A 2917-nucleotide genomic window follows, 5' to 3' on the forward strand; every position below is an offset into this window, starting at 1 on the left:
GGGATGGCAGATCAACCTGCTCAAGAAGGAGTTCATGCCGGAAGGCATCATCTTCGGGCACAACACCTTGTATTTCGATCATCCGCAGGCCTCGCCGCTGCAGAAGGCGTTCGTGCAGGATTACATGGATCGCTACAAGGAAGCGCCGCATTGGGAGGCGGAGCGGGCTTATTTCGCGCTCGTCACCTACAAGGCCGGCGTCGAGGCCGCGCAAAAGGCCACGGGCAAATGGCCGACAAAGGAGCAGGTGGCGGAGGCGATGCCGGGTCTCGAGGTCGAAAGCTTCGGCGGCAAGGGCCGCTTCCGAAAGGACAAGATTGCCGAACAGATTTTCTATCAGGGCCCGTCCACCAACACCAACAAATACGATTTCCCGACGCTGGCATCGATCGACTCCTACAGCGCCGAGCAGTTGCAGAAGCCGCCCGGTGTGGATTTCTGGGAGTGGATCAAAAATGGGAAAATGCCGGTCTGAGGCATGACTGAGCTTGTGGACGTCGTCCTCGGCGGGACCTTCCATGCCGCGGTGCTGTTCCTCGTGGCTGCCGGCCTGCAGCTGGTGTTCGGCGTGCAGAAAATCGTCAACCTGGCCTGCGGTTCGTTCTACGCGCTCGGCGCGTATTTCGGCATCACCGCGGTCGGCATCGCGCTCAAGCTCGGCATGCCGCCGCTGCTGTTCTTTCCGGTCCTGATCGCCGCCGGACTGGCCATTGGCCTCGTCGGGTGGCCGATCGAACGCGTGCTGCGCACGATCTATCGCCGTGACGAGAGCTATCAGTTGCTGATCACCTTCGGCTTTCTGCTGATGTTTCAGGACGTGTTCCGTTTTCTGTGGGGTGCTACGCCGCGCACCATGGACAACGTCTATATGGCCTACGGCACCGCGCATGTTCTGGGCGTGCGGGTGCCGACCTACAATCTGCTGGTGATCGCCGCAAGCATCGCCATTGCGGTGGGGCTCGGTCTGTTTCTGGAGCGCACCAGAATCGGGCGGATCGTCCACGCCACGGCCGAAAACCGCGATATGGCCGAGGGCCTTGGCGTCAATGCGTCGAAAATCTTCGCGCTGGTCTTCACCGTCGGCTGCATGCTGGGCACCGTCGGCGGCGCGCTGGTGGTGCCGTCCAGCGCGGCCTCGCTCGACATGGCGGTCGAGCTCGTGGTGGAATCGTTTGCAGTGGTCGTGATCGGCGGCCTCGGCAGCATGCGCGGCGCGCTGGTCGGCGCGCTCGTGGTCGGATTGATGCGCGCGGCGGCGATTTCGCTGATGCCCGAGATGGAGATGCTGTCGGTGTATCTGGTCGTCGTCGCGGTGCTGATTGTCCGGCCGGCCGGCCTGTTCGGGAAGGCGACCGCGTGAGCAACCCCTCGATCGATATCGCTTCCCCTGCGGATGCGCGGCGAGCCGCGCCGCGGCCCAACGGATTGTGGATCCTGCTGGGATTGATCGCCATCATGGCGCTGCTGCCATTGGTCGCCTCGCCCTATGCGCTGCTGCTGATGCTGCCGTTCATTGGCTACAGCATCGCGTTGCTCGGCTTCAACCTGCTGTTTGGAAGCACCGGGCTGTTGTCGTTCGGCCACGCGCTGTTTCTTGGCGTCGGCGCCTATTCCGCCGCGGCGCTGACCTCGAAATTCGGCATCTTGAGTTTTGAGATATTGCTGATTGCGGCGGCGCTGGCGTCCGGATTGGCGTCGGTGGTGGTCGGCGCGTTGTGCGTTCGCTACACCAGAATCTTCTTCGGCATGCTGACGCTGGCATTCGGCATGCTGTTTCACTCCTTCCTGTTCAAGTTCTACAGCATCACCGGCGGGGATCAGGGCATGCGCGTGCTGCGCCCGTTGCTGCTCGGCATGGAATGGCGCGGCGGCAAGACCGCGTTCCTGACCGGCCCGTTCTATTATTATGCGCTGGTCTTGTTCGCGCTGCTGGGCCTGGCGATGTGGCGCATCACCCGGTCGCCGTTCGGTCTGCATCTGCGCGCGATACGCGAGAACGCCGGCAAGGCCGCCTATGTCGGCGTGCAGATATTTCGCATGCGGCTGGCCGCCTTCGTGATCTCGGCCGTCTATGGCGGCATCGGCGGGACCATCCTCGCGGTCACCACGGGACTGGCCGACCCCGAACTGGCCTATTGGACGCATTCGGGCAACCTGGTCTTCATGGCCGTGCTTGGCGGCAGCGGAACGTTCGCAGGGCCGGCGATCGGCGCGCTGGTTTTCGTGGTGCTGCAGGATTTTGTGATGTCGATCACGCAATACTGGCGCTTTGTGATGGGCGGCGTGCTGGTGCTCTTGGTGGTCTTCATGCCGCAGGGCCTGTCGGGCACGGTCGAGGCGCTCGTCAACCGGCGCAATGGAGGGCGATGAGATGCAGCCCGCGCGCGCGGCGGTTACGGCGCCGCTGTTCGAGACCATCAGGGTCTCCAAAACCTTCGGCGTGTTCAAGGCGCTTAACAACGTCTCGTTCCACGTCGGCGACGGCGAATTCGTCTCGATCGTCGGACCGAACGGAGCCGGCAAGACGACGCTGGTCAATGTCGTAACCGGCCTGCTGCGGCCGACGGCTGGAGAGGTCCGCTTCATGGGCCGCGATATCGCCGGCATCGGGCCGGTTGAACTGGCCAGACTGGGAATGTCGCGCTCATTTCAACTCGTCAACATCTTTCCGGCATTGACCGTCCGCGAAACGCTTAGCGTGGCGGTCGCCTCGCGTCTGCGCCGCGTCGGCAACCCGTTTCGGTCGCTGCGGCGCGATGACATATTGCAGGCCGAGGCCGAGCGCGTCGCGGAAGTTCTGGGGCTGCGCGCCCGGCTCGAAACCCTGGCTTCGACGCTGTCGCAGGGCGAGAAGAAACTGCTGGATATCGCCAGCGCATTTGCGCTCAATCCGTCGGTGATCCTGCTGGACGAGCCG

Annotated in this window: 4 protein-coding genes; all 4 read left to right on the top strand. The window is 63.4% G+C overall.

Features of this window, described 5'->3' with window-relative positions:
• Nucleotides 1-475, top strand: a 475-nt coding sequence (locus VGP39_RS09485; protein ID WP_327567849.1) for an ABC transporter substrate-binding protein, incomplete at its 5' end; no start/stop codon positions are given.
• Between the two features lie 3 nt (nt 476-478).
• A complete protein-coding gene (locus VGP39_RS09490; RefSeq protein ID WP_327567850.1) occupies nt 479-1360 on the top strand; it encodes a branched-chain amino acid ABC transporter permease in 882 nt (293 codons plus the stop codon).
• Nucleotides 1357-2370 (top strand): branched-chain amino acid ABC transporter permease, encoded by a 1014-nt coding sequence (locus VGP39_RS09495; protein ID WP_327567851.1) that lies wholly within the window; start codon nt 1357-1359, stop codon nt 2368-2370. The genes VGP39_RS09490 and VGP39_RS09495 overlap by 4 nt, the downstream gene beginning before the upstream one ends.
• 1 nt (nt 2371) lies before the next feature.
• A partial coding sequence (locus VGP39_RS09500) for an ABC transporter ATP-binding protein (protein WP_327567852.1) occupies nt 2372-2917 on the top strand: 546 nt, incomplete at its 3' end.

The sequence above is a fragment of the Bradyrhizobium sp. genome, from assembly GCF_036009065.1.
Taxonomy (GTDB): Bacteria; Pseudomonadota; Alphaproteobacteria; order Rhizobiales; family Xanthobacteraceae; genus Bradyrhizobium.

What these genes read in the sequence shown, in the direction of transcription:
- VGP39_RS09490 (WP_327567850.1), top strand. Translation starts at nt 479, where the DNA reads ATGACTGAGCTTGTGGACGTCGTCCTCGGCGGGACCTTCCATGCCGCG.